This is a genomic window from Desulfonatronum thiodismutans (assembly GCF_000717475.1).
Lineage (GTDB): Bacteria > Desulfobacterota > Desulfovibrionia > Desulfovibrionales > Desulfonatronaceae > Desulfonatronum > Desulfonatronum thiodismutans.
This window is the reverse complement of the sequence record NZ_JPIK01000026.1, coordinates 16,041-40,298: the sequence shown is the minus strand read 5'-3', so window position 1 is coordinate 40,298 and position 24,258 is coordinate 16,041. Positions and strand designations below refer to the sequence as shown.

Annotated in this window: 23 protein-coding genes; 18 read left to right on the top strand and 5 right to left on the bottom strand. The window is 61.0% G+C overall.

Going from position 1 to position 24,258, the window contains the following annotated elements; translation table 11 throughout:
* Positions 1–476: 476 nt before the first annotated feature.
* The 4 genes from GY33_RS0117920 to GY33_RS0117905 form a co-directional block, all read right to left on the bottom strand.
* Positions 477–2,783, bottom strand: a complete 2,307-nt coding sequence (locus GY33_RS0117920) for an ABC transporter permease subunit (RefSeq protein ID WP_200874892.1) — start codon at positions 2,781–2,783, stop codon at positions 477–479.
* A 125-nt stretch (positions 2,784–2,908) separates the two neighbouring features.
* Complete coding sequence (locus GY33_RS0117915; protein ID WP_031388644.1) at positions 2,909–3,871, bottom strand: PstS family phosphate ABC transporter substrate-binding protein; 963 nt, start codon at positions 3,869–3,871, stop codon at positions 2,909–2,911.
* 430 nt (positions 3,872–4,301) lie between these two features.
* On the bottom strand, positions 4,302–4,946 hold the full coding sequence (locus tag GY33_RS19430; RefSeq protein ID WP_035272641.1) for an acyloxyacyl hydrolase: 645 nt from the start codon (positions 4,944–4,946) through the stop codon (positions 4,302–4,304).
* Positions 4,918–5,991 carry a beta-ketoacyl synthase N-terminal-like domain-containing protein gene (locus GY33_RS0117905; RefSeq protein ID WP_161788504.1) on the bottom strand — a complete coding sequence of 358 codons (1,074 nt, stop codon included), beginning with the start codon at positions 5,989–5,991 and terminating at the stop codon, positions 4,918–4,920. The genes GY33_RS19430 and GY33_RS0117905 overlap by 29 nt, the downstream gene beginning before the upstream one ends.
* A 414-nt stretch (positions 5,992–6,405) precedes the next feature.
* Here GY33_RS0117905 and GY33_RS20110 point away from each other — a divergent pair, with 414 nt between their 5' ends.
* The 7 genes from GY33_RS20110 (at position 6,406) to GY33_RS0117870 (ending at position 13,096) form a co-directional block, all read left to right on the top strand.
* A complete protein-coding gene (locus GY33_RS20110; RefSeq protein ID WP_152555251.1) occupies positions 6,406–7,224 on the top strand; it encodes a hypothetical protein in 819 nt (272 codons plus the stop codon).
* 30 nt (positions 7,225–7,254) lie between these two features.
* A complete protein-coding gene (gene fabG, locus GY33_RS0117895; protein WP_031388640.1) occupies positions 7,255–8,001 on the top strand; it encodes a 3-oxoacyl-ACP reductase FabG in 747 nt (248 codons plus the stop codon).
* Between the two features lie 144 nt (positions 8,002–8,145).
* A complete protein-coding gene (locus GY33_RS0117890; protein ID WP_031388639.1) occupies positions 8,146–9,366 on the top strand; it encodes a beta-ketoacyl-[acyl-carrier-protein] synthase family protein in 1,221 nt (406 codons plus the stop codon).
* The gene (locus tag GY33_RS0117885; protein WP_031388638.1) at positions 9,363–10,847 is read left to right on the top strand and encodes a phytoene desaturase family protein; all 1,485 of its coding nucleotides are present in this window, start codon (positions 9,363–9,365) and stop codon (positions 10,845–10,847) included. The genes GY33_RS0117890 and GY33_RS0117885 overlap by 4 nt, the downstream gene beginning before the upstream one ends.
* The gene (locus tag GY33_RS0117880) at positions 10,838–12,088 is read left to right on the top strand and encodes a beta-ketoacyl-[acyl-carrier-protein] synthase family protein (protein ID WP_031388637.1); all 1,251 of its coding nucleotides are present in this window, start codon (positions 10,838–10,840) and stop codon (positions 12,086–12,088) included. Before GY33_RS0117885 ends, GY33_RS0117880 begins: the two co-directional genes overlap by 10 nt.
* Complete coding sequence (locus tag GY33_RS0117875) at positions 12,069–12,320, top strand: acyl carrier protein (protein WP_031388636.1); 252 nt, start codon at positions 12,069–12,071, stop codon at positions 12,318–12,320. The genes GY33_RS0117880 and GY33_RS0117875 overlap by 20 nt, the downstream gene beginning before the upstream one ends.
* Positions 12,317–13,096: a lysophospholipid acyltransferase family protein gene (locus GY33_RS0117870; RefSeq protein ID WP_051822811.1), complete on the top strand. Its 780-nt coding sequence runs from the start codon at positions 12,317–12,319 to the stop codon at positions 13,094–13,096. Before GY33_RS0117875 ends, GY33_RS0117870 begins: the two co-directional genes overlap by 4 nt.
* 20 nt (positions 13,097–13,116) lie before the next feature.
* On the opposite strand, the gene GY33_RS0117865 is transcribed toward GY33_RS0117870, so the two are convergent.
* On the bottom strand, positions 13,117–14,361 hold the full coding sequence (locus GY33_RS0117865; RefSeq protein WP_051822810.1) for an AMP-binding enzyme: 1,245 nt from the start codon (positions 14,359–14,361) through the stop codon (positions 13,117–13,119).
* Positions 14,362–14,399: 38 nt separating this feature from the next.
* On the opposite strand from GY33_RS0117865, the gene GY33_RS0117860 reads away from it, so the two are divergent.
* Genes GY33_RS0117860 through GY33_RS0117810 form a run of 11 tightly spaced genes read left to right on the top strand, consistent with a single transcriptional unit; the run spans position 14,400 to position 24,256 of the window.
* On the top strand, positions 14,400–15,443 hold the full coding sequence (locus GY33_RS0117860; protein WP_031388633.1) for a radical SAM/SPASM domain-containing protein: 1,044 nt from the start codon (positions 14,400–14,402) through the stop codon (positions 15,441–15,443).
* Between the two features lie 50 nt (positions 15,444–15,493).
* The gene (locus GY33_RS0117855; protein WP_051822808.1) at positions 15,494–15,964 is read left to right on the top strand and encodes an ApeP family dehydratase; all 471 of its coding nucleotides are present in this window, start codon (positions 15,494–15,496) and stop codon (positions 15,962–15,964) included.
* On the top strand, positions 15,961–16,602 hold the full coding sequence (locus GY33_RS0117850) for a LolA family protein (RefSeq protein WP_031388631.1): 642 nt from the start codon (positions 15,961–15,963) through the stop codon (positions 16,600–16,602). Before GY33_RS0117855 ends, GY33_RS0117850 begins: the two co-directional genes overlap by 4 nt.
* Before the next feature lie 4 nt (positions 16,603–16,606).
* Entirely contained in the window at positions 16,607–19,123 is a 2,517-nt protein-coding gene (locus GY33_RS0117845) for an MMPL family transporter (protein WP_031388630.1), read from the top strand.
* A 32-nt stretch (positions 19,124–19,155) separates the two neighbouring features.
* Positions 19,156–19,428, top strand: coding sequence for a hypothetical protein (locus GY33_RS0117840; protein WP_146164766.1), 273 nt, complete (start codon positions 19,156–19,158; stop codon positions 19,426–19,428).
* Positions 19,421–19,831 carry a type II toxin-antitoxin system VapC family toxin gene (locus GY33_RS0117835; RefSeq protein ID WP_031388628.1) on the top strand — a complete coding sequence of 137 codons (411 nt, stop codon included), beginning with the start codon at positions 19,421–19,423 and terminating at the stop codon, positions 19,829–19,831. Before GY33_RS0117840 ends, GY33_RS0117835 begins: the two co-directional genes overlap by 8 nt.
* 1 nt (position 19,832) lies before the next feature.
* Positions 19,833–20,567 carry a DUF3261 domain-containing protein gene (locus GY33_RS0117830; RefSeq protein WP_031388627.1) on the top strand — a complete coding sequence of 245 codons (735 nt, stop codon included), beginning with the start codon at positions 19,833–19,835 and terminating at the stop codon, positions 20,565–20,567.
* Positions 20,564–20,977, top strand: a complete 414-nt coding sequence (locus GY33_RS0117825; protein ID WP_051822807.1) for a hotdog family protein — start codon at positions 20,564–20,566, stop codon at positions 20,975–20,977. The genes GY33_RS0117830 and GY33_RS0117825 overlap by 4 nt, the downstream gene beginning before the upstream one ends.
* 4 nt (positions 20,978–20,981) lie before the next feature.
* Positions 20,982–21,452, top strand: a complete 471-nt coding sequence (locus GY33_RS0117820) for an acyl-CoA thioesterase (RefSeq protein ID WP_031388625.1) — start codon at positions 20,982–20,984, stop codon at positions 21,450–21,452.
* Complete coding sequence (locus tag GY33_RS0117815) at positions 21,437–22,720, top strand: B12-binding domain-containing radical SAM protein (RefSeq protein ID WP_031388624.1); 1,284 nt, start codon at positions 21,437–21,439, stop codon at positions 22,718–22,720. Before GY33_RS0117820 ends, GY33_RS0117815 begins: the two co-directional genes overlap by 16 nt.
* A 21-nt stretch (positions 22,721–22,741) precedes the next feature.
* Positions 22,742–24,256, top strand: a complete 1,515-nt coding sequence (locus GY33_RS0117810) for a lipid biosynthesis B12-binding/radical SAM protein (protein ID WP_084185347.1) — start codon at positions 22,742–22,744, stop codon at positions 24,254–24,256.
* The last annotated feature ends 2 nt before the right edge of the window (positions 24,257–24,258 follow it).

Below are 24,258 nucleotides of genomic sequence, written 5' to 3'. Positions count from 1 at the left end.
ATCGTGATCGAAATCGGTCCAGTATCTATTCTCCCTGAAAGGGAGGAATCGTAGAGCCGGTGGTTTCAACCACCGGCATGCAACACACCGATTTCGAGTCCTGAAGGGACGACGTAAAATGTCGCAAGAGGCCGAAATATGTCGTCCCTACAGGACTCATTCTCGTGGGGGCGTCCTTTCCGGTGGTTGAAACCACCGGCTTTACGATTCCATCCCTTCGGGATTGCAGGAAGCCTTTCGGACAAATGGAAAGCATTTCGTCCATCCTTTCGCCGCGGGAAATCACCTGACGGTTTCCGGTGGTTGAAACCACCGGCTTTACGATTCCATCCCTTCGGGATTGCATGAAGCCTGTGTTGATTTAAAAATGCACACCCTTCACCTTTCACCCTTCACCCTTCACCTTTCACCTTTCACCTTTCACCCCTTCACCTTTCACCTTTCACCTTTCACCCCTTCACCTTTCACCCATTCCCCTACAGCGAACTGTATTTCTTGCGCAGCCGCTGCCGGACGATTTCCGCGGCCGTGTTCACGATGAACGTCAGCACGAAGAGCACCAGGGCCGCCAGGAACAGAATCCGGTAGTGCGTGCTGCCCACCGCGGTCTCCGGCAGTTCCACGGCGATGTTCGCTGAGAGGGTGCGCATGCCTTCGAAAATGTTGAAGTTCATCACCGGACTGTTGCCCGTGGCCATGAGCACGATCATGGTCTCGCCCACGGCCCGACCAAAGCCGATCATCACGGCTGAAAAGATTCCCGGACTGGCCGTGAGCAGGACGACCCGGGTTACGGTCTGCCAGGGCGTGGCGCCCAGGGCCAGGGAGCCCTGAGTCAGGTGCTTGGGCACGTTGAAGATGGCGTCCTCGGCTATGGAGAAAATGGTCGGAATGACCGCGAAGCCCATGGCCAGTCCGACCACCAGGGCGTTGCGCTGGTCATAGGTGATGCCAACTTCGGTCAGCCATTGCCGGGCGCTGCCGTCGAAAAACCAGATTTCAATGTGCGGACTGAGCGTGACGCAGACCCAGCCGAAAACCAGAAGCATGGGCACGAGCAGAGCCGCTTCCCAGCCGTCCGGAACCAGCAAACGGACGCGGTGCGGCAACATGCTCCATAAAAAGGCGGTCAGAAGCATCATCAGGGGCATGAAGACCACGATGGAAAAAACCGCGGGCAGATTGCTCTCCACGAACGGCGCCAGCCAGAGCCCGGCCAGAAAGCCGAGAATAACCGTGGGCAGGGCTTCCATGACCTCGATGGACGGCTTGACCACGGCCCGCAGCTTGGGACTCATGAAATACGCCGCGTAGATGGCCCCGAGCACGGCCAGGGGCATGGCAATGAGCATGGCGTAGAACGAGGCCTTGAGCGTGCCCAAGGTCAGGGGCATCTGACTGAATTTGGATTCGAACTCGTCCGAGGCCGAGGAGGACTGCCAGACATAGTCCGGTGCGGACCGGCCCTCGTACCAGACCTTTTGCCACAAGGCGCTGAACGAGTATTCCGGGTGCGGATTGTCCACGTCCAGCAGGTGCAGACTTTGAGTCTCGTCCAGGGCCAGCAGGGCCGCGTTGGTCGGGGAAAAGGCCAAGGTCCGGATGGGCGAGTCCGCCACCGGCTTCAGGAGGAGGGTCCGCTGGGAGGTGGGATAGTGCAGCCCCACGACCCCGGCGGCGTCCGCCGCGGCAAACCCCTTGCGGGTGTACTCCGTGGCCAGGGTGGTGATCGGGGCGGCATGGCGGTCAAAATCCCGAACATGCGTGATGAAGTATTGGTTCCGCTCGTCCCGGACCAGAAAATATTGGCTCAAGGTTCCGTCGGACCTGCCGACGATGAGGGAAACCGTGCCCAACAGGAAGTCCACGGCGGTGATGGACACGGATACGTCCGGAACCACCTCCAGACTGTGCGCCGGTCCGGCCTGAGACGGTTGACGCAGGTCGTAATAATGCAGCTTGCCGTGCGCATCAGCCAGAAACAGATTGATCATGTTCGAGGAGATCAGCACATCCACGACCTCGCCCGGCGCAGACCCGAGATCGTGTTCAGTGGTGGTGACCACGGTCTCTCCAGTCAGGAAGGACGTCCGGGTGGCGAGCTGAACCAGGAGTACCCGGTTGTCATCCGTCACCGTTGCCACGGCAGTCCCGGCGGCGGCCCGCTGCACGGCAATGTGGCGCAGTGGTCGATGCATGGGATCCACCGGGACGGGATCATTGCCAAATGGAAAGGTCAATTTGGGAACAACGGTCCGGATGTTGTCGGTCCAGTCAAGCTCGAACTCATGGCGGACCAGGATGGCCGTGCCGTCCGAAAGTCCCAAGACCACGAGATTGGAACGCGGTTCTCCCTGGCCGAAAGAACGGATTTCCACGCCTTCCGGTACCGGAAGAACGACCTTCTCCATGGGCCTGCCGGTGGCCATCTCGAAAAAAAACACCTCGCCGTTGCCGCGATACCGGACACCGACTTCCTGATACCGGTCCATATCCAGCAACAACGTGTGCTCCTCCGGCCCTCCGGGGACGACATACGCGGTATTCTTCTCGATCTTGGCCGGAGCGAAAATCGGGACCAGTTCGATAAACAAGAAAATGAAGATCAGGGCCAAGGCTAAAACTACGCCCAGTCCACTGGCACTGATGAAATATTTGGCGGAAACGTCCTTGGTCGTCCGGTATTTCCGCAACGAGGCGCGGGCCGCGGCGTCGGGCATGGCCCCGAACAGCTTGTCCAGATCATGCGTGGAATTTGAGGAAGAAGATGAGCCGTTTTTCATGATACGCGCTTCCTGTACACGGTGCGAAAGCCGAATGGAGGTTCCGATGACGATCCGTCACGAGAGTGAAAAAACCGCCCCATGCCGAAGCATGGAGCGGCGTCAAGCGGGTGGTTCGGGGAGGCCTACAGTCCGATTTGGGCGCGGACCTGGGCGGCGACGGTTTCAGGCAGCGGGATGTACCCGTCGCGGACCACCACTTCCTGGCCCTGCTTGGAGAGCACCAGACGCAGGAATTCCCGCTCCACCGGGGCCAGCGGCTCGGTGGGGTTCTTATTCACGTACAGAAACAAACCCCGAGCCAGCGGGTAGTTGCCGGAGGCTGCATTTTCCGCGTTGGGTTCGTAACAGGTTCCGCCCATGTTGATGGACGCGGCCTTCACGCCGGAGGTGATGTAGCCGATCCCGGAGTAGCCGATGCCGTTGATGGACTCGGTCACGCCCTGGACCACGGAGGCGGAGCCGGGCTGTTCGTTGATGGTCGGCTTGTAGTCACCGCCGCACAAGGCCACGTCTTTGAAGAAGCCGTAGGTGCCGGACACGGCGTTACGGCTGTAGATGGTGAAGTCGCGGTTGGCCCAGGCGCCGGTCAGGCCGACCTGCCCCCAACGGGTGACGTCCTCGCCGTGACCGCAGCGGCGAGTGGCGGAGAAGATGGCGTCAACCTCGGGGATGGAAAGACAATCAAGGGGGTTGTCCTTGTTCAGGTACACGGCGATGGTGTCCACGGCCGTGGTCACCTTGGTGGGCTGATACCCAAAACGCTGCTCAAACTGCTCGATTTCCGTGGCCCGCATTTCCCGGCTCATGGGGCCGAAGCTGGCCGTGGCCTCGATCAAAGCCGGAGGCGCGGTGGACGAGCCGGCACCCTGGATCTGGATGTTCACGTTGGGGTAGTAGCCCTGAAATGCCTCGGCCCAGAGGGTCATCAGGTTGTTCAGGGTGTCCGAGCCCATGCTGGACAGGTTGCCGGAAATACCGGAAACCGGGGTGTATTCCGGCAGGGCCGGATCCACGGAAACCTGGGCGGACGCATTGCCCGCTACGAGCATTCCAAAAAGCATGACAGTCGCAATAATCTTCCGCATAAGAGTAATTCCTCCCGTTGATGTGTGCCGCTTTCAGCCCGCCGACATGGCGAACCGTCCAAGGCCATTTTCCATGCCCGTGAACATAGGAAGGAATTGTTACAGCAATATGACGGGAAGATGACAATTGTCCGAAGAAACGCAACGTCTCGAAAATCACGATCCGACCTGGGAACGAAAGAAGACGCTTCCATCCTTGAAAAACCGACATGGATACCCGCTTTCGCGGGCATGACTGACTCGGAGCCGACATTGAAAAAAGTCTTTCCCGCTAAAACGGGTATCCAGGTCATGCTTGTCGCAAGTTTTGAACAGGTACCTTTTCCAAATCTCAAGCTGGGTAGCTACGAAAAGACGAAGGGAAGAGAGAAAGGGGGAGGGAGAAAAAAAGAGAATCCGCGTCTAGGGGAGCCGATGGAGGACCAAAGATTCAATCGAAGTAATAGCCTACCATCAGCAACAGAGAATTCACGCCCCGGTTGTCCTTATGCAGTCCGGCGTTGGAGAGGTGGTGCAAACGCAGGGAGGCCCAGAATCGGGATTGGTCCTGGCCGGGGAACTCAACGCCGATCCCGATTTGGGGGTTAAAGTTCAGTCGCGAGCCTTGCCCGGCGACTTTATGCTCCGAGTACATCACCCCGACACCGGCCTCTCCGTAAGGACGAAACACGGAACCGCCCAGGCCGTCCAGGTAATAGAGGGCCAGCCCGCCCACCGAGGCCAGGCCTCGCGAAGAGCCTTCCGTCGTGGCACCCAGGCTTGCCTCGATCTTGAAGCGCAACGGCTCAGGCGCCGCATGCGGCCAGACGTCCTCATAATCGAAAAGCATGAACCCCGTGACCAGGGCGAAATTCCTGGCGTCTCCGGGATCGTAGGCCAAGCCGTATCCCAGGCCCAATCCCATCCGGGGAGTCGGACGCAAAGAGTGCTCATCCCCTCCGAGCGTGGACGACTCCGCCCGAGCCGTGAGCGCGGCGGCCTCAAAAAAAAGAAAGGCGACAAGGGTGACGGCCAGCGCCGTCTTCATCCAGAATCGAGGCTTTGGATCACGAACCAGCCAGGACAATCGTCCCATACTCTCCTCCCGAACCATATTTGAGGCAGGCGACTTGGGAAACTTCCCGAAGCGTTCCGGAACGACCGTTGCCGTACCACATGTGGTCCGCAAAAGACGGACATCCGTCCCGGATGGCCATGCCGGCGACGGCAAGATCAAAAGCCTGACCAATGGGCAGACTGCCGTAGGCCGGAGCGCAGGCCGCGACCATGAGAGACAGTCGCCCTGCTACTTCCAAAACATGCCGATACCGAGCACCGGCGGCCTTGTGCCCGTCAGCCCCCAACAGCAGGAGCGTCTCCGGGGAGTCCAAGCCAAGAGGCACCCCCCCCGTGAATCCGTCCGCCGGTCCATCGAAAAGAACATCAGGGTTTCGATGGTCCTCGCGGCCCATGCCGACGTTCGCCACATGGCCGTACTTTCCCGGGCGGCCGGGCACTGCGCGTTCCAGCACGAAAAACGCCGCCCCCTCGCCGGGGATGGCGGTTTGCCGGTCGAGTTCCAGGGGCAAGACGGTTTGATGGGCCTGGGGACCGAAAAAACGCGACCAGCAGTATCCACGCACCGGGCAGTGCTCGTCCACGGCCCCGAAAAGCACCCTCTCCACCCGACCTTCCGCCAGCCACTGCCGCGCCGTGAGCAGGGCCGAGGCCGTGGACAGCTCGAATTGGCTGGCGGTCAGGCAGGGTCCGGTGATTTTCAGCAGAATGGAGATATGGGCCGCGGCGGCATTATGGACGGAGTTGGAGAAATGGGTAGGCGAAGCGCAGACGTCGCCGTCGTGAATCACGGAGTCGAGAAAGGAAAACGTGGTGGCCGCCGCGCCGTAGCCCGTGGCCACTATGATGCCCGTCCTTGCTTCCGGCCTGTCCAGTGACTCGAATCTGGAAAGCCCTGCGTCCTTCAAGGCCAGACACGCTCCCAGCAGGGCCAGACGGGAGAAACGATCCACGCGGCGCAGGGCTCGCTTGGGAACGAATTCTTCCAAAGCCGCGAGATCGGTCTGAAGAACCGGGACGCTTTCCGTTCCCTGAAGCCCCTGAAACTCGAGCTTGCCGACCATCGGCGACCGCTTCCCCTCCAGTGTCAGCCGCAGTTCTCCCAACCCGACTCCGAACCCACCGACGACACCGACACCCGCAACAGCAAGAGGAGCGACTTCGGGCGCGGGGATGGATGGGGAAAAAGATGGAAAAGAGGCAAGACTCATTTTTGCGATTGTTTGATTCATTTGCGGAAAGTCTATGCAATGTCAAACCTGTAGGCAAGTCATACCTCGTTCCGACATGACGCTCATGGATTGACGGTCATCGCCGGGATGTGGCACTAAAAAAACATCTCCAGCATATCGAAACAACCTGACTAAATTGTGATGTATTTCGGAAACGTCTCCTCGGCCCGTGAGCGAAACATCCCTGAAACCCGGCGCGTGGACGACGTTTCTTCCTTAACCAAACTCAACAGGAGGATCTTCAACGTGATCGACAAACACTTCTCCCTCAATCTCCAGGGCCGCTGGCTGATGACGTTGGTTTTGCTGTGCGTCGCTTTGATTTTCCTGGCTTCTTGCCGCTCAACCGGTTCGACGCGGCAGGTCGCGGCCGCCCAAGCTCCGGAAATACGTTACGCCAAGTATAATATCCATGCTCAGGAAAGCCGCCGGGACATCAAGGCCAGCTATGCGGGACACGTCGATCCCGGCGCGGGCCATATAATCATCCCCGCGGGTTCGCGTCTGGAATTTCCCGGTGCGCGTCAACGCTATCGCAACGGTTTCTGGTTTACGGTGGCCGACACCGGCCAGAGGGTGTTTTTTGAATTTCATACTGGACGGATGGGGATGAGCGAACCCGATTTTATCAACCTGATCACGTCGAGTTCCCCGGTTTCCCTAGCCCATTTTTCCGGAGTCGACCGCAAGGGCATTGACTCCGGGGATGTGTACGTAGGGATGACCAAAGAAGGCGTCCTCACGGCCCTGGGTTATCCTCCCAGACACCGGACGCCCTCTCTGGACGCCAATACCTGGATTTACTGGCGCAACCGGTTCATGACCATGTCGGTGGAGTTTGACGCCAACGGGAAAGTCCGATCCGGGACCCACGTTCTTCCGGCCCCATCCCTCCCGGCGAGCCTTCCCGCGGCTCAACCCGCGGTCCAACAACAACCCGCACCGGCCCCGGCCAAAGCGGCCCCGACTCCAAAGCCGACCGTCGCTCCGCAGCCGGCATCCACTCCGTCGGCGTCTCAAAAGGAAGAGCCCGCCCCGGAACTGCTCATTGCCCCGGCTCGGTAACCCCGCTCCAGCCGACACCCAAAAAGAGACATGAACCAAATCGGAACACACGCCCCGCCTATCGCCCTGATCACCGGCGCGAGCAAGGGCATCGGCGCGGCGACGGCCCTGGTCCTGGCCCGTGACGGGTTCGACATCTGGCTGAACTACCGCGGAGACCATCAAGGCGCCGAGATGGTCCACTCCGCGGTGGCGGATCAGGGCCGGGACTGTCGGCTACTACCCTTCGACGTGGCCGACCCGGTAGCGACGACCGCCGCCCTGGAACCGCTTCTGGAAAAGGCCACGCCCTTTGCCGTGATCAACAACGCCGGATTCGCCGCGGACACCCTGATGCTGACCATGGACTTCGACAGGGAATGGAAGCGGGTCCTGAACGTGCACCTGGACGGTTTTTTTCTGGTCACCAAGCTGGTCCTGGCCAAAATGCTGCGCAAGCGTCAAGGCCGGGTGGTGAACATCGTCTCCACGTCCGGCCAGGCCGGGATGGCCGGGCAGGTCAACTATTCCGCGGCCAAGGCCGGACTCATCGGCGCGACCAAGGCCCTGGCTCAGGAAATGGGCAAACGCAATATCCTGGTCAATGCCGTGGCCCCGGGCTTCATCCAGACCGACATGACCAAGGATCTGCCCTGGGATGCCATCCTTCCGAAGATTCCCCTGGGCCGCGTCGGTCGGCCCGAGGAAGTCGCCGAAGTCGTCTCTTTCCTCTGTTCCGCCAAGGCCACGTACATCACCGGCCAGACCATCGCGGTCAACGGCGGGATATACATGTAAGCGTCACTCAGCCAAGTTCCATGTTTTTTTGGCTGAAGAGGGCAAGGTTGAAGGTTTGGAAAGTCGCGGCATGAGGCAACACATGTCTTCCCGTTCAGCCTTCAACCTTCAGCTTTCAACCTGAATTTCCATTTAAACCAGAACATGCATCAAGCAGCCATCACCGGCGTGGGGATCGTCTCTTCCCTGGGTAATGACGCGGACTCCGTGGTTCGGGCCCTGTACGAGGGCAGATCCGGAATCGGCGTGGACCAGGAACGGATCGAGCTGGGGTTCAGGAGCGCCTTGACCGGCCTGATCCGGGGGTTCGACCCCGCCAGACACCTCAGTCGCAAACAGCGCAAGACCATGCCCGAGTTCGCGGTCCAGGCCCATGCCGCGACCATGGAAGCCCTGGCCATGGCCGGGCTGGACCCGGACGATCTGCGCAACGACCGCACCGGACTGGTGTTCGGATGCGACTCCAGTTGCCTGGCCGGCGTGGAACAAGTGGACATGCTCCGCCAACGCCTGGACACGCGGTCCATCGGCAGCGGGCATATCTTTCGCTCCATGACCTCCACCATCACCATGAACCTAAACACCCTGCTGGGCACCCGGGGTGCCTGCTGGACCATCAGCTCGGCCTGCTCCAGCGGCGGGCACGCCGTGGGCCAGGCCGCGGACCTGATCGCCTCGGGCCGTCAGGATCGCGTGCTCTGCGGCGGGGCCCAGGAAATCAACTGGCAATCGGTGTGCAGCTTCGACGGTTTGGGAGCATTCTCCACCCGCATGGACCGGCCCCGGACCGCCAGCCGCCCCTTTGACGCGGACCGGGACGGGCTGGTACCCGGCGGCGGCGCGGCGACCCTGCTGCTGGAACGGCTGGATCTGGCCCGCGAACGCGGCGCCCGGGTGCTCGGCCTGGTCCGCGGATACGGCTTCTCTTCGGACGGCGAGCATATCTCCGTACCCAGCGGCGACGGCCTGGAACGGGCCATGCGCATGGCCCTGGACGAGGCCGGTTGGAGCCCTCCGGAAATCGACTATATCTGCGCCCACGCCACGTCCACGCCCGCGGGTGACTCCGTGGAGGCCGAAAGCATCGCCCGGCTTTTCGGAACACCCACCCCGCCCGTATCCTCGTTGAAATCCATGACCGGCCACGAACTCTGGATGTCCGGCGCGGCCCAGGTGGTCTACTGCGTACTCATGGCCCGGGAAGGTTTCATCGCCCCGAGCATCAACTTCGAACGCCCGGACGCCGCATCGGCCAAGCTGGACATCGTCACCGAAACCCGCTCCGCCCGGCTGCGCAACGTCCTCTGTAACTCCGCCGGCTTCGGCGGGACCAATGCCTGTCTGGCCCTGGGTTTTCCGGGATGAAGTTCGACCACGTCGTTATCGGGTCTGGCATTTCCGGGCTGGTCTGCGCCGTCATTCTAGGCCAAAAAGGCTTCCGTGTGGCCGTGGTGGAGAAGGCCGACCAGCCTGCTCCGCTGCTGAGAGGGTTCAGCCGCGGCGGCATTCAGTTCGACACCGGGTTTCACTACACCGGCGCATATGGCCCAGGCGAGGTGTTGGACGTCTACTTCAGGTACCTGGGAATCGAGAACGGGCTGACCAAGATTCCTTACGACGCCGACTGTTTCGACGCTGCTCGCTTTCCCCGTGACGATTTATCTTTCGCTTTTCCTCAGGGCTATAATCAGCTCCGTCAACGACTGCATGAAAACTTTCCTCGGGAAAAAGAAGGTATCGACGCCTACCTGCGGATCGTAGCCGATGAATTCGGCCGCTCCCCGCACCTGAATCTGGACCTGCCCATTGACGCCATCGGTGCGTTCAACCCCCTGCACGAGCAAAGCGTCGCGACCTGTCTGAGCGAACTGTTCAGGGACGCCCGGCTACGGGCTCTGCTGTCCCTGCACTTTCTGCTTTATGGCGTGGAGCCGGACCAGGCCTCCATGGCCCTTCACGCCCAGGTCTGCGGCTCCATGTACCAGTCCGTGCATGGGATCAAGGGCGGCGGCAAAAGCCTGGCAGCGGCCTTGACCCGTCGCCTGGAAGAACTGGACGTGGTCCTGCTGACCGGACGCGGCGTCGAACGGATCGAGTTTGCTTCCGGTCAATGCCGCGGCGTGGTCCTGGAAGATGGAGAGATGATCCAGACTGAGACCTGCATATCCAGCATCCACCCTTGTACCCTGTTGTCCATGGTCGACGAAGCTGCCTTTCGGCCCGTCACCAGACGCCGCTTCCAGACTTACGAGGAAACCACCTCGGGCTTCATGTTTTCCGCGGCGGTGAAGGCGTTCCCCAAGATACTGGATCGTAAAAACCTGTTTCTCTGTCCGGACCTGGACCTGGATGGATATTGCCGCCCCGAGCGGCCCATCGAGGAGCGTCCGTTTTTTCTGGCCGCCGCTGGAACGAAAAACGGTTCTCCGGCCAGAGGCTTGATCCTGCTCTGCCCGGCGTCCATGGAGGAAATGCGGCCCTGGCTGCATTCCGGTCCACGGGACCGTCCGGAATCCTACCGGGCAATGAAGCGGGAACTGATGGAACGGGTCCAGGCCCATGCTTCCAGAGCGGTCCCGGAAATCGGCGACATGACCATGCTGGACTGCGCCACCCCCCTGACTTTCAGGGATTGGGTCAATGTCCCCTCGGGCAGTCTCTATGGGATCAAACAGCACCACGGCCAAATTTCTCCGTCTCCCCTGACCAAGATCAAGGGGCTGTACCTGACCGGCCAAGCCCTGACCGGCCCGGGAATTCTGGGCGCGACAATTTCCGCCTTTCTGACCAGCGGTTTTATCCTGGGGCCGGAAACGCTGCGCAAGGAGGTCCAACAGTGTCGCTGAGCCGAGTGGTGATCACGGGGCTGGGAGCGGTTTCACCCTACGGAGTAGGCGTGGAGACGTTGTACGCGGCCATGGCGCAAGGCCGAAGCGCGGTGACCGAGCATCCGGAACTCAAGGCGATCAAGGGCTTGCGTTGTCACATCGCCGGACTCGTTCCGGACCTGGATGCCAAGGAGATTCCCCGAAAACACCGCCGCACCATGTCCCGGATGTCCGTCTTCGCCGTGCTGGCCGCCATGGAGGCCCTGGAATCCGCCCGGATCGACGAGGCCTTGCGTCGCTCCGAGCAGACCGGGGTGATCATCGGAACCACCGTGGGCAGCCCTCAGACCTTGCAGGATTTTTTCGCGGAATATTTACGGGATTTTTCCATTGAGCAGGTCAAGTCGTCCCTGTTCTTCAAAATCATGGGGCACACCTGCGCGGCCAACGTGGCCCAGGCCCTGGGCATCGGCGGCCGGGTCATGGCCCCTTCCGCCGCCTGCGCCACCGGAGCGCAGGCCATCGGCCTGGGATACGAGGCCATCGCCCTGGGCCGACAACGGATCATGCTCTGCGGCGGAGCCGAGGAACTGCATCCGTTGACCGTGGCCATTTTCGATATTATCAACGCGGCCTCCACCGGGTACAATTCCGATCCGGGCAGCTCGCCCCGACCGTTTGAGGCCCGGCGGGACGGCACGGTCTGTTCCGAGGGCGGCGGGGTTCTCGTCCTGGAATCCCTGGACTCCGCGCTGGATCGAGGCGCCCCGATCCTGGCCGAAATCATCGGGTTCGCCTCCAACTCCGACACCACGAACATCTCCACCCCGGACCCCGGTCGGATCGAGCAGTGCATGCGCCTGGCCCTGGCCGACGCCGGTCTGGACCCCGGCCAAGTCGACTACGTCAACGCCCACGCCACGGCCACGGAACTGGGCGACCCCGCCGAATGCCTGGCCATTGCCCGGCTCTTCGGCGACGCCGTGCCCGTCAGCGGCTTCAAGGGCCATCTGGGGCACACCCTGGCCGCCAGCGGAGCCCTGGAGCTGATCGCCGTGGTCCGCATGCTCCAGGACGGTCTGTGCCTGCCGACCTTGAACCTGGACCAGCCCGACCCGGAATGCGCCATGGTCCGCCATGTCCAGGCTCCGGAACCCCGCGTTATGGATATCGCCGTCAAAAACAACTTCGCCCTGGGCGGAGTCAACGCCTCATTGATCGTAAGGAAATTTTCTCAAGATGCAGCAACACATTATTGATACCGTGAACACCGCCCTGGCCGAAGAATTCGAACTGGAAGCGGAGACCATGCAGCCCGACTCGCACCTGTTCAACGACCTGGGGCTGGACAGCCTGGATGCCGTGGACATGGTCATTGTCCTGGAAAAGGCCTTCGGCTGTAAGCTCCGGGACGAGCAGGCCATTCGGGAAATCCGCACCCTGGGCGACCTGTACGCCTTTATCGAGGCCAAGCGGAAGGAGTTGGGATGACCGAAGCAACCGCCTCCCCCGGGGCTTCCAGGCGTTCGGGCCTGTGGGCATTGGTGATGAGCGCGGTGGTCTACCCCCTGCTGATTCTGCAAACACTGACCTTCATTCTCCTGGCCCCGATGGTTTTGCCCCTGGCGAGCGTCCTGACCGGTCGCCCCCTGGGCCGGATCGTGCGGTATTTCATCTGGATCTACGGCAAGGTCTGGATGATTCTGATCGCCCCTTTCACGCGCTTTGAAAAAATCGGTCTGACCCAGGACCGTTTCCCCCAACCCTGCATCATCGTTCTGAATCATCTCTCTTTTTTTGATGTCTTCTGCATGGGTGCTCTCCCTCACAGCAACGTCGGGTTCACCGTCCGCTCCTGGCCGTTTCGAATGATCTGGTATGCACCGTTCATGCGAATGGCCGAATACGTGGATATGGAGACACTGGGGCATGACGAGGCCTTACTCCGTTGCCGCGAACTGCTCGACAGCGACACCACCTTGGTTTTCTTTCCTGAAGGACACCGAGGACGGGACGGCAAGCTCGGCAGGTTCTACTCCGGGGCGTTCAAACTGGCCGTGGAAACCAACGTCCCCATCGTGCCGCTCTGCATTTCCGGCACGGACCGTCTCCTCCCGCCGGGCACCCTGCTCATGGCCCCGACCACGATCCGTCTCCAGGCCCTGGCGGCAGTTGATCCGTCCGGTTTTACCGGCGAATCCGCGCACGTGGCTTTGCGCAAAGCCGTCAAGACGGCCATGGCCGAGGCGTTGGAAAAGCAAAAGTGAGACGACCGCCCGGCATGTCCCTATCGCCGCGCCGCTTGCTCTAACGAAAGATCGAGCCCGGACGGGATGGTCCAGTCCGCCGCTTTGCCCAACTCGTTCTTGGGCAATTCAAGCCCGAAGATGACGGAGGCGGGTTGTTCAAGGTGGGACAGGTGGAGAGCAAGGTGGGCGCGCAGGGCCTCCCGGATGCCCGGATCGGCTTTCCGGTCCGGTTGGAGCACCACGAACGCCTTCAGGCGATGGCCCTCTTCCGGGCGCATCAGTCGCACGGCGCAGTCAGCCACGGCTTCATGCGCCAGTAGCACGTCGCGGACCCGGGAAGGATAGACGTTGATCCCGGCGACCTGGACGGCATGGTCCAGGCGTTTTTTGACGAAAAAATGGGTGTGATCCACCCAGTCCAGCCTGTCCTGGATGGTAAACGGCTCGGACGATCCGCCCTGCTCCAACTCACGCGCCAAGCTGTCCTCGCCGACCCGTTTCCAGGTAGGCAGCAAGGTCAATGGGGCATTCAGGCCGGTCCGGTAACCGATGGCCCCGTTTTCCGAAGAGCCGTAGATTTCAAGCATTGATTCCAAACCCCGGCTCTTCAGGGATCGGATGATCTCCGGCGGACAGGGCCCCGTGGACGTGACCCCGAGAACTCCCGGTGGGAATAATTCCCCGGTCTCCACGCAGAGCCGCCAGACATGCGGAAAACCGAGGATCGCGTCGCCCGGACGCAGTTCGTTGATCAGGGCGGAAGGATTTACGAACCGCCAATCCTCGTACGGCACGTTCAGCAACTTGGGAATCAGGACAGCGTGAATGAATCCGTAAATGTGGTGCGGCGGGGCCAGGGCCAGAAACCGGTTAACGCCGGAAAACAAGTCGGCCAGGTGCACGGCGTCCTGTTCCAGGAAAAAGAAGTCGCGAACAACGGTTTTCGGTTCGCCGGTGCTGCCGGAAGTGGAAAAGGCGATGCGGTCCGGGCGCGGACCAATCTGTTCCAGGAGATATCCGGCCCATTGTCCCAGGCTGGGCAGTTCGACCAAAACCGCGGCCTTTTCCGCCGACAGACCGAAATACCCGGCCACCTGTTCGGAGACCTGGCCCAGCTCATCCGGCGTTGCCTTCAACCGCTCCCGGATAAAATCGCTCTCCGGCGTAAGAAGCAGTTCATCACCGAACACGTCGGAGATGTTGCGAACCGCCTTGAGCCTGGCAAACGCGACAGCCCGAACCAGGATGAAATAATCGTAACTATTAAGCGCAATCCGCCGCACGCTGAGCCTCGCAGTGGATGCGCGTAAAGATTTTTGTCATGAAAAATAACCTTTCCTGTAAATTTTCCCCGGAAGACATCGAAGACGCCAAGCAAACGGGACGCTTATTGTCCATGGAACTGGAATTGTCCAGGGCGTGCAATCTGCGGTGCATTTACTGCTATGCGGATTCCGGGACGGCCCTGGACGCGGAGTTGTCCCTGTCGGAGATTCTGGACGCCGTGGATCAGGCCGTGGAACTGGGGGCCAGACGGATCATCGTCCTGGGCGGCGGAGAGCCGTTGGTTTATCCGGACATCCTGGCCATCCTGCGACATATCCACCGGCGCGGAGCGGCCATTGATCTGTTCACCAACGGCACGCGGATCACCGCCGAGCTGGCCAAGGAGTTCATGGCCCTGGGAGTCAGTCCGGTGATCAAGATGAACAGCATGCGCGAGGAGGTGCAGGACGTGCTGGCGGACAAGCCCGGGACCTTCGCGAAAATCCGCCAGGGGCTGCACCATCTGCGCGACGCGGGATACCCCGGACCGGACCTGCCGCTGGGTGTGCAAACCGTGATCTGCCGCCAAAATCTCTCGGAATTGCCGGACATGTGGGCCTGGATTCGCGACCAGGGCATGGTCCCGTACTTCGAGACCATCACCCTCCAGGGCCGGGCCCGCCAGTACCCGGAACTGCTCGTCGCCCCCGAGGAAATCCAGGCCCTGTTCCAAACCCTGGCCGACCTGGACAAAACCCGCTACGATATGGAATGGGATCCCCGCCCCCCGGTGGCCGGCCTGACCTGCAACCGTCATTTCTACACCTGCACGATAACCGTCCACGGCGACGTCGTCCCCTGCCCGGGCGTTGACATCGCCGTAGGCAACATCCGCACGGCCAAGCTCGCTGATATCCTCCACCAAAGCCCGGTGATCCGCGACCTGCGCAACATCCGCGAAACCATCAAAGGCGCCTGTAAAACCTGCGAGTTCCACCATTCCTGCTACGGTTGCCGAGGCATGGCCTACCAACACACCGGCGATTACCTAGCCGCGGACCCTCTTTGCTGGAGAAATCCGGAACGGATCAACTCATAACCAAGCCAAGTGCATGATATATTCCCGGCCAATCTGAAAGGACCGCACCCATGATCCAACTCCCCCACTCCGCCGCCGACCTGATGCCCCACCAGCGGCCCATGCGCCTGATCGACACGGTCCTGTCCGTGGAGCCGGACGGCTCGGGCACGGCGGAGACCGTTATCCGGGCGGACAATATTTTTCTGGACCGGGACGGCGCGTTGCTCCCCGAGGCCGTGGTGGAACTCATGGCCCAGGCCTTTGCCGCGGTCAGCGGCTCCATTGATCTCCAGGCCGGGCGTCCGGGACGGACGGGGTATCTGGTGGGGGTGAAAAAAGTCTCGTTTCCCGGTCCAGAAGCCAACCAGCCGGGCGTTTTAGTCGGCGACCGGCTGACCGTCGGGGTCCGGCCCACCGGAGAATTCGCCGGATTCGTGATCATCGACGCGGAGGTACGTCGTCACGATGACCTTTTGGCCCAGGGAGAACTGAAAATCTGGATCGCTTCGGACGGCGATGAGCAAGGAGGCCCGGCATGACGGTTCACCGCCTGGCCTTGTCCTGTTTTCTGCTCCTCTTGCTGTCTCTCGGACTTGCCCCAACCGCCGCGACTGACGAATTCAAGGAATTGACGCCGGCCCTACGGGAACGTCTGGCTGTCATTCACCAAGGCACCCGATCGGTCCAAGGGGATTTTGAGCAGGAAAAGCGCCTGAGCATGTTCGACCGAGCCTTTGTTTCCAAGGGCGTCTTCGCCGTGGAGCAACCCGGCAAAATTCACTGGGCCTATCAGGAGCCCTCCGCTTTTGGATTCGCCTCGGACGGGGAACAGGTCCGGCGCTGGAACGAGCACTCCGGGGTGTCCGCCCCCTCCCCTCTGGCCCGGGACCCGATCCTCTCGGTGATCGTGGACCAGATGCTGGCCTGGTCAACCATGGATACCGAGAAACTGGAAGCGTCCTTCACCCTTGCCGTACTGGAGACAACCCCGCTTACCCTGGAACTCCTGCCCAAAGTCCGGCAGCTCGCGGCGGTCCTCCAGCGCGTCCAGGTCTCCTTTGACCGGGACGAAACCCATCTTCAGGAGATCGTGCTCTTCGAACCCGACGGCGACACCACCCGCATCCGCTTCTTCAACGTCCGCGTCAATGAGAACGTTTCCCCGGGACTGTTCTAGAATCATGGCGCGAACTCCAGCCACGGTGCGCCTTTTCACCGTTTTATTGTCCCATAAATCCATCGTGCTCCTGCTTCTCGCGGGCTGCCTGTTCGTGGGGCTTTTTTTTCTGCGCCAAGCCACTTTGACGGAGGACATCGAGGCCATGCTGCCCGACGACGGCTCCGGCCTGGCCGAGGATGTCCGCCTGCTGGGCCATGCCCCGTTACTGTCCAAGGTGCTCGTGATCCTGGAACCGGCCCCGGGACGGTCCGGACTTGTCGATCTGGAAAAGCTGGAGCGGGCGGCTCAAGATATCAGGACCGCCGCCGGTCCACCCTGGTTCATCGGGCCAGACCACGCAAGAGAACAGTTGGACGTTCTGGATAAGGCTGATCAGTTTCTTTCCCTGCTCCCGGCGCTTTCCACGCCATCCGACCTGAAACGCATCGAAGCGTTGATCCAACCGGAATCCGTGCATCACGCCCTGGAGGAAGCCCGCGAGACGCTCCTGGGGTTGCAGGGTCTCGGCATGAAGGGGCTGATCAGCTCGGACCCGCTGGGATTGCGGAATCTGATTTGGGAAAAGCTTTCTTCCCTGGACATTCTCGGCGACGGCTTCGCCATGTCGAATCCGGATGAAGGCATTTTCCTGAACCCAGAGCAACCCGGAGCATTGATTATCCTGGACACACCGGTAGCCATGACCGACGCCCGAGGCTCCCGAGACATGCTGGCGGCCCTGGATGCCGTGCTGGCCGTGACGTTAGCGGATGCGTCTTCTGGTTCCTTTTCGGATAATCTTTCGAGCCCGATACGGGCCTTCGTGATCAGCGGCCACGCCTATACCGCGGCCAACGCCCAAGCCATCCAGCGGGATCTGGCCGTGGTGCTGCCCGTCTCGGCCCTGGGCATTCTGGCCCTGTTCGTTCTGTTTCTGCGCTCCTGGAGGGCCGTCTTCGCCTACGCCACGCCCCTTGTCGCCATGCTGGCCGGAGTGGCGGCCGTGGCCGCCACCGGCAACCCTCTCTCCGGCATCACGCTGGGCTTCGGGGCCGTGCTCATGGGCCTGGCCGTGGATTACGGGCTGCATGTCTGGTACGGGCTGCGCCGCGGGGCCGATCCGGCCCAAACCCTGGCCCTGCTGGCCAAGCCGATCCTGTTCTGCTGGCTGACCACCGCCGGAGTGTTCAGCCTGCTCTTGTTCTCCAGCCTGCCGGGACAGCGCCAGTTGGCTCTGTTCACGGTTTCCGGCCTGAGCGCGGCCATGCTTTTGTCCCTGACGGTCCTGCCGGTTTTGCTGCTGCGCCGAGACAAGCGGCATCAGTCCACGCCAGAGCGACCATTGGCGCATTTGGCCTCATGGCCGACTCGCCGCGGACCGGCGATCTCGGCGTTCGTCGCCCTGCTGGTGGCCGCCGTGCTCTGCTGGCCCTCGATTCATTTCGACGGACGCCTGCAGGCCCTGAGCATGGTCCCCGAGGAACTGGCTCAGGCCGAACGGGTCGTCACGGAGTCCTGGAGCGGAATTCGCAACCTGGCCATGCTTGTCGCCCAGGGCGATACCTTGGATAATGCGTTGCAAACGGCCCATGCCCAGCATGCCTTTCTGGAAAAAGCGGCCCCGGGCACGCCCGTAGTCAGCCTGGCTCCGTTGTTGCCGCCGGGCTCGGTGCAGGATTATTCCATCCAACGCTGGACGGATTTCTGGGCGCAACGAAAAACCGAGCTGCAAGAGATCATGGCCAGGGAAAGCGCCGAACTGGGGTTCGCCCCCCAGGCCTTTGCCCCGTTTTTCGATTTTCTTCAGACCGAGCCGCGCCGGGTGAACGGCGACCTCCTCCTCGACCTGGGAATGGGAGATTTGATCGACATGCTCGTTGTTCGGGACCATGGGCGCACGGCCATCCTCACGTTGATTCCCGACGAGCCCGCACTCCACGCCCTTCTGCCTTCCGAAACCCGACTGGTATCCCAGACCCTCCTAGGCCAACACATCGCCGCCGCCCTGCACCGGGACATGACCCGCTTTCTGCTGGCCGCGGGGGTCTTCGTGGTTCTGATGACCGCGATTTTGTTCCGCGACCCGCGGCGAATGCTCCAGGCCCTGACGCCGGCACTGGCCGGATTGTCGGCCCTGATCGTTGTCGTGACACTTCTGAACATTCCCTTTAATCTCTACTCCGTCGCGGCCACCTTCCTGGTGCTGGGGCTGGGCGTGGACTACGGCATCTTCATGGCCATGCGTCACGACACGCAAAGAAACAGCCTGGGAACTGACTTGGGCACGGGCCTGGACACGGCCCTGGACACGGAATGGGCCGTGTTGGTCTCCGGCCTGACCACCCTGCTCGGCTTCGGAGCCCTGGTCCTGGCCGACCATCCAGCCCTGCACTCCATCGGCCTGACCGTGCTCATCGGCATCGCCGCCGCGATCCCGGCGGCCCTGTTCGTGGTGCCGAGTCTGGAGCCGCCACCTTCAACGAACATGAAAAATACCACACCAGATCATAAGTTGCGTATGAAGCATGATGAGTTGTAGCCTTGCATCTGAATTCCATCGGGAGGCAGTTTATGACCGAGCTTACCTTCGAAACCATTGTATCTCCGAAACATGAACTTTGTTTTAACTTGCCAACCTCCTTGCCGATCGGCAGCGCCATCCGCGTTACGGTAGAAGCGGTCCAAGAGAACTCGCATGCACGTCGCTTCTCCCCCAAGTCGGAACTCGGCCGCAAGCTCTTAAAGGCACGAGAAGAATATGTTCAGCAGGGAGGAAGACTCCTGAACTGGGATGAAATCAATGAAGAGGTCCGCCGCCGCCGTGGAGGACTGACGGATGAATAAGCGGCGAACATATGTCGATGCCAACCTGCTCATCGCAGCTTGGCGTGGCAAGGATGAGGTCGCTGAGAAGGCATTGAGCATCCTGGATGACCCGTTCCGAATGCTCATTGTAAGTGAAGCTTTGTGGCTGGAAATCATGCCAAAAGCGATATTTCAAGAAGAACATCGGGAAAGAGCTTTTTATGAAGCCATTTTTGCGCATGCGGATCAATGCCCATGGAAGACAAATGTGTTGAAGTCCGCTCAAGACCTTGCTCAACGATACGGCCTCGCCGCAATGGATGCAATTCACATTGCCACGGCCATAGATGCCGGGGCCGACGAATTCATATCTGGAGAAAAACCGACAAAACCGATGTTCAAGATCAAGGAGATAAAGACTATATCCTTGCGAGACTCGTAACATGCATCCGGCCATCATGCTGTTCGATATTTTGTTCTTGAAAGCCGGACGCTGTAAATATTGGATTGAAAAGCGACCCCTTTTGCTCATTTTGCTGGCTCTCCTGTCGATCTTTGCCGGTTGCGCCAAGCCGTACACCCCGCCAGCGAATTTTTCGCCGCTGCCTTCTGGAACCCACATTACCTGCGCCCACCCGTTTTCCGCCCTGGAGGCAGGCACCCTGCATTTACGCCAGACCGTAATCTGGAAAGCTGGTGAACGGGTTCAGGTCATGCAGGGGATCATGCTGCTGGACGGCCAGCGGAAGCAGGTTCGACTTCTCGGTTTGTCGGAGATCGGGATCAAGCTTTTTGATTTGACGGTGGGCGGGGATGTGCACGAAGTTCACCTTCTGGCCCCGGTCCTGGGACCGGCTCGGGAACTGCTGGCGCGGCAGGTCGCCCAGAGCGTCCGGCGGGTCTTCTTGACGTATCCTGAAATGGAAACGGCCCAGGCCTTTGTCGGACCTGGCTCCGTGATTCTGGCCGATCACACTGGAGATGGAAATCTTGTCCTTGAATGCTCCCCGCCTGGAGAGCCGGTCCGCCGCGTCTGGAGCCCGGATCAACGCTGGGAGATTGACCTTGACGACTATTCCCTTATGAACGACATCACGTTGCCCGGGCGGATTGTCTACCAGGACCACCGAGCCGGCTACGTATTGACCATTATCCTGCATGAGGTCTTTGAGCCATGAACACGATCCGCGACGGCATTCTGGCCGCCCGGTTAGGGGCGGCCACCTGGGAGACCGACCAGGCCATCCGTCAGAACTTCTCCTTCCCGCCCGATTTCGTCGGTTTCGACGGGCACTTTCCAGGAGAGCCGATTCTGCCGGCCGTGGTCCAGATCGGAATCGGCGTTGTCCTGGCCCAATCCTTTCCAGCGAGGGAAACCGGCCCTTGTCGATTGAAAACCGTAACCCGGGCCAAGTTCCTGCGAAAATTGAAGCCCGGAGAAACCATTACGGCCCAATGCTCCAGGCGCGGCCCGGATGGAGGAGCGTTCGACGTCGCCTTGACCGTGGACCAGCAACAGGCCGCGGCGTACACCCTGACCTTTTCCTTGGCCTACACCTCTGAACCAAGCGACCCCACGGACGGATAAAACCATGCGCAAACCGTATTTCCCAAAACAGAACGGCCATCCCGAGCCCTTGCGAGCCGTCTGTTCACGACGGGTGCGCTTCGAGGAAGTGGACCCGCTGGGCATTGTCTGGCATGGCCGCTATCCCAGTTTTTTCGAGGACGCGCGCATGGCCCTGGGCGACAAATACGGAATCGGCTACATGGTCTTCTACGAGCACGGCGTGGTCACGCCCATCAAGATGATGCACGTGGACTACCACCAGCCCCTGCGCTTCGGCGAAGAGTTTACCGTGGAAGGAATCCAGCATTTTTCGGAGTCCGCGCGGATCAACACCGAATACGTGGTCCGCAACGGCGCTGGGGAAATCGCCACCACGGGCTATACCGTGCAGATGCTCCTGGACCTGAACATGAACGTGCTCATTGCCCTGCCTCCTTTTTTCGAAGCCTTCTGCGACCAATGGAAACGAGAAGAACCATGCGCATGCATCTGATCTACCCCAAATGGCCCAAGCTCGAACGCCAGACCGAGTTCCACCTGCCGCCTCACGGGCCGGTGGTGTTCGCGGCGGAAGTCCCCGAGGACGTGGAGATCACATTCACGGACGAAAATCTGGAGCCCCTGAACTTTGACGCCTCCACGGATCTGGCGGCCCTGTCGGTAATGCTCACCTGTCAACTGCCCGGGGCTCTGGCCATCGCGGACCGCTACCGGGAGCTGGGCGTGCCGGTGATCATGGGCGGCATCGGGACCATGCTCCATGCCGAGGAAGCGGCCCGACACGCGGACTCGCTCTTTCTGGGCGAAGTGGAAGGCCGCTTCGCCGAGGTGATCCGGGACGCAAAAGAAAGCCGTCTACGCCCCGTCTATGACTATCTCGGCGCACCTCCGGACATCTCTCTGGCGGGGACGGCCCGGCGCACCATTCTGAAACGCGACCTGTACAACTATCGCGGCGTCCAGATGGTGGACTTGCTCCACGCCTCCCGTGGCTGCAAATTCAACTGCATGCCCTGCTGCGTGGCGTACCTGGGCGGCAAGTCCTTCCGGCCGCGCCCCATTCACAAGGTCATCGCGGAAATGGAATCCATCGCCAACAACCGGCTGTTCTTCGTGGACAATTCCCTGGCCCAGGACCGGGAATGGCTGAAGGACCTGTTCACGGCCATGATCCCCTTGAAGCGCAAATGGATTTCCCATCCCATCATGTACGACCCGGAAATCCTCGACCTCGCGGCCCAGGCCGGCTGCTGGTACGTGTACCAGGCGGTGATCGACGACTCAAAAACCATTCGGGAACGGATCACGATGCTCAAGGACCACGACATCGGCATCGAAGGCACCATTCTGCTGGGTCTGGACGATCACGACGAATCCTACATCAAACGGATGGTGGACTTTCTTCTGGAAGTGGAACTGGACATGGCCGAGTTCACGATCCTGACCCCGTTCCCGCACACCCCCATCCGGGAGATGTTCGAAAAGCAGCACCGCATCATCAGCAACAACTGGCTTGACTACACCTGCGACAAGGTGGTTTTTCAGCCCAAGCAAATGTCCCCGGACACCCTGCAGGACCTCTTTCATTATGCCTGGGATACGTTTTACGCCGAAGGCGGCCCCCAACTGCGCATGGGCAACTTGTTCAAAAAGGTCATTTCCAAGGAAATGGACGACGGCACCTACCGCCGCTACGACCTGAAACGCAAACGGGCCTTTCCCAAAAAGAAAACTGACACGGAGCATTCCCGCCATGATTGATCTTGTACCTTCCCCACGCCGATGAAAATTCTTCTGCTTGCCACAAACACGGATCGCGAGCCCTATCCGGTGTATCCCCTGGGCATGGCCGTGGTCGCCCAGGCGCTGTTCACCGCGGGTCATGAAGTCCGGCAGCTCGACTATCTGGCCATGGGCGAGTCCGACGAAGCGCTGCGGGCAGCCCTGCTGGAGTTTCAACCCCAGGTTGTCGGCCTGTCGCTGCGCAACATCGACGACGTGGACTCCTGCGGCTCTCCGGAACAGTGGTTTCTGGACCGGAGCAGGCGAATCGTGGAACTGCTCCGCGCGACCCTCGACGTCCCGATCATTGTCGGCGGTCCGGCATTTTCCATCATGCCCGAAGCCATCCTGGAGTATCTGGGCGCGGATTTCGGCGTGGCCGGGGAAGGAGAGCGGGCCGTCCCGGACCTGCTTTCCCGCATCGAGCGGGGAGAGCCCGGGCCGCGGATCGTCAAAAGCACCCCGCTGGACGCGACGGGAATGCGTTCGCCCCGGATGGACCCCGTCATCCTGGAGTATTATCAGCGGGAAAGCGGCCTGCCGGGCGTGCATACCAAGCGAGGATGTCCGCACGACTGCGTGTATTGCAGCTATCCGGCCATCGAGGGACGCACCATCCGTCCGCGGGACCCGGAGCATGTGGTAGACGACATGGCCGAATTGGCTCGGAACCACGGAGTGGACCACGTCTTTTTCACCGACTCCGTATTCAACGACGATCAAGGCCACTATCTGGCCGTGGCCGAAGCCCTGCTCAGACGCAACCTGCCCGTGCGCTGGAGCGCGTTTTTTCGCCCCGGCCCCATTCGCAATGAGGAACTGGACCTGCTGCTCCGCTCCGGCCTGCTGGGCATGGAGGTCGGCTCCGACGCCCTGGCCGAAGCAACCCTTGCCGGACTCGGCAAAGGCTTCTGCTGTTCGGACGTGTTGCGGTTCAATGCCGCCTGCGCGGCCCGAGACATTCCCCTGGCCCATTATCTGATCATCGGCGGACCTGAGGAAACCGAAGCGACCATCAAGGAAACCCTGGTCAACCTCGAAAAGATGGAACACTGCGTGGCCTTCCTTTATTCCGGCTTGCGCATCCTGCCGCGAACCAGGCTGCGCAAACGCGCCGTGGCCGAAGGCCTGATCGACCGGCAAACCTCGCTGCTTCATCCCGCCTATTACCACAGTCCCCTGTTGGACCGCGAAACCATGCATGCAATCGTGAGCCAGGCCCTGCGCGGTCGTCGCGACCGTTTCTTCCCGCCGCGAAACGCCCAGGATCGTATGAACGTGATGCGCCGCTTCGGATACCGAGGCCTGGTCTGGGACCAGTTGATCAACGCGGAGAAGCAGCGCCGGGGAAAAAATGGGAACGGCCGGGCAAACGGGAGGGCCAACGGAGGCTCGTCAAAAGAGGCTTTTCCCGCCGCATCACCGCATTGCTCCCAAGGAAGCGCCCAAACCGCGCCCTTCTCCCCGCCCCTCGCCGCGCAACACCTCGCGAGCATTTCGACTTCCAAAGCCTGACA

Excerpts from the sequence above, each read along its gene's own strand:
- GY33_RS0117920 (WP_200874892.1), bottom strand. The coding sequence starts at position 2,783 with ATGAAAAACGGCTCATCTTCTTCCTCAAATTCCACGCATGATCTGGAC.
- GY33_RS0117915 (WP_031388644.1), bottom strand. The coding sequence starts at position 3,871 with ATGCGGAAGATTATTGCGACTGTCATGCTTTTTGGAATGCTCGTAGCG.
- GY33_RS19430 (WP_035272641.1), bottom strand. The coding sequence starts at position 4,946 with ATGGGACGATTGTCCTGGCTGGTTCGTGATCCAAAGCCTCGATTCTGG.
- GY33_RS0117905 (WP_161788504.1), bottom strand. The coding sequence starts at position 5,991 with ATGGTCGGCAAGCTCGAGTTTCAGGGGCTTCAGGGAACGGAAAGCGTC.
- fabG (WP_031388640.1), top strand. The coding sequence starts at position 7,255 with ATGAACCAAATCGGAACACACGCCCCGCCTATCGCCCTGATCACCGGC.
- GY33_RS0117890 (WP_031388639.1), top strand. The coding sequence starts at position 8,146 with ATGCATCAAGCAGCCATCACCGGCGTGGGGATCGTCTCTTCCCTGGGT.
- GY33_RS0117885 (WP_031388638.1), top strand. The coding sequence starts at position 9,363 with ATGAAGTTCGACCACGTCGTTATCGGGTCTGGCATTTCCGGGCTGGTC.
- GY33_RS0117875 (WP_031388636.1), top strand. The coding sequence starts at position 12,069 with ATGCAGCAACACATTATTGATACCGTGAACACCGCCCTGGCCGAAGAA.
- GY33_RS0117870 (WP_051822811.1), top strand. The coding sequence starts at position 12,317 with ATGACCGAAGCAACCGCCTCCCCCGGGGCTTCCAGGCGTTCGGGCCTG.
- GY33_RS0117860 (WP_031388633.1), top strand. The coding sequence starts at position 14,400 with ATGAAAAATAACCTTTCCTGTAAATTTTCCCCGGAAGACATCGAAGAC.
- GY33_RS0117855 (WP_051822808.1), top strand. The coding sequence starts at position 15,494 with ATGATCCAACTCCCCCACTCCGCCGCCGACCTGATGCCCCACCAGCGG.
- GY33_RS0117850 (WP_031388631.1), top strand. The coding sequence starts at position 15,961 with ATGACGGTTCACCGCCTGGCCTTGTCCTGTTTTCTGCTCCTCTTGCTG.
- GY33_RS0117845 (WP_031388630.1), top strand. The coding sequence starts at position 16,607 with ATGGCGCGAACTCCAGCCACGGTGCGCCTTTTCACCGTTTTATTGTCC.
- GY33_RS0117840 (WP_146164766.1), top strand. The coding sequence starts at position 19,156 with ATGACCGAGCTTACCTTCGAAACCATTGTATCTCCGAAACATGAACTT.
- GY33_RS0117835 (WP_031388628.1), top strand. The coding sequence starts at position 19,421 with ATGAATAAGCGGCGAACATATGTCGATGCCAACCTGCTCATCGCAGCT.
- GY33_RS0117830 (WP_031388627.1), top strand. The coding sequence starts at position 19,833 with ATGCATCCGGCCATCATGCTGTTCGATATTTTGTTCTTGAAAGCCGGA.
- GY33_RS0117825 (WP_051822807.1), top strand. The coding sequence starts at position 20,564 with ATGAACACGATCCGCGACGGCATTCTGGCCGCCCGGTTAGGGGCGGCC.
- GY33_RS0117820 (WP_031388625.1), top strand. The coding sequence starts at position 20,982 with ATGCGCAAACCGTATTTCCCAAAACAGAACGGCCATCCCGAGCCCTTG.
- GY33_RS0117815 (WP_031388624.1), top strand. The coding sequence starts at position 21,437 with ATGCGCATGCATCTGATCTACCCCAAATGGCCCAAGCTCGAACGCCAG.
- GY33_RS0117810 (WP_084185347.1), top strand. The coding sequence starts at position 22,742 with ATGAAAATTCTTCTGCTTGCCACAAACACGGATCGCGAGCCCTATCCG.